The organism is Parabacteroides acidifaciens (assembly GCF_003363715.1).
GTDB classification, from domain to species: Bacteria; Bacteroidota; Bacteroidia; order Bacteroidales; family Tannerellaceae; genus Parabacteroides; species Parabacteroides acidifaciens.
This window is the reverse complement of the sequence record NZ_QREV01000086.1, coordinates 10,804-11,371: the sequence shown is the minus strand read 5'-3', so window position 1 is coordinate 11,371 and position 568 is coordinate 10,804. Positions and strand designations below refer to the sequence as shown.

The window sequence follows — 568 nt, the reverse complement described above, 5'->3', positions numbered from 1 at the left end:
CGGATCTGTCATGAGACAAATGTAAGCATTGTAAGGAAAATCTAAAAGAACGACCCCCAAGAAATATCGGGTGAGCCCTTTTCGTGTCTTTGGTCACGGACATTATACAAAGAAAAAACTCCTTCAATACCTTGATATTGTAGGAGTTGTCTTCTTAAAGTCTTGTTTTGACTTGTCTTTCAGTGATCCGCCTGGGGTTCGAACCCAGGACCCCATCCTTAAAAGGGATGTGCTCTACCTGCTGAGCTAGCGAATCATCCTGTGCGTTACTTCTGTAATGCGGGTGCAAAGATAGAAAGTATTATTTTATTACACAAGTTTTCGAAGATATAAATTGTGATTTGAATAGAATTTTGCATATTGGGTGCTTTTTATACGGATAAAATTGGTGCTTTGAGATCGCTTACTTTTACCGTTAAGTCTCCACAAACGGCGAACAAATAAACAGTCGACAAAATAAACAAAATTACAATAACCCCCATTTCGGGCGTTTTTCTATTTCATCCGAAATTTTGATCGATTTTTGTTTGACTCTTTTCACGGTTTTAACCTCTCCGGCTGACACCAG

Annotated in this window: 1 tRNA gene; it reads right to left on the bottom strand. The window is 38.9% G+C overall.

The annotated features are described in order from the left end of the window. Window positions 1-183 precede the first annotated feature (183 nt). Window positions 184-256 (bottom strand) — tRNA-Lys (locus DWU89_RS19690). Window positions 257-568 lie beyond the last annotated feature (312 nt).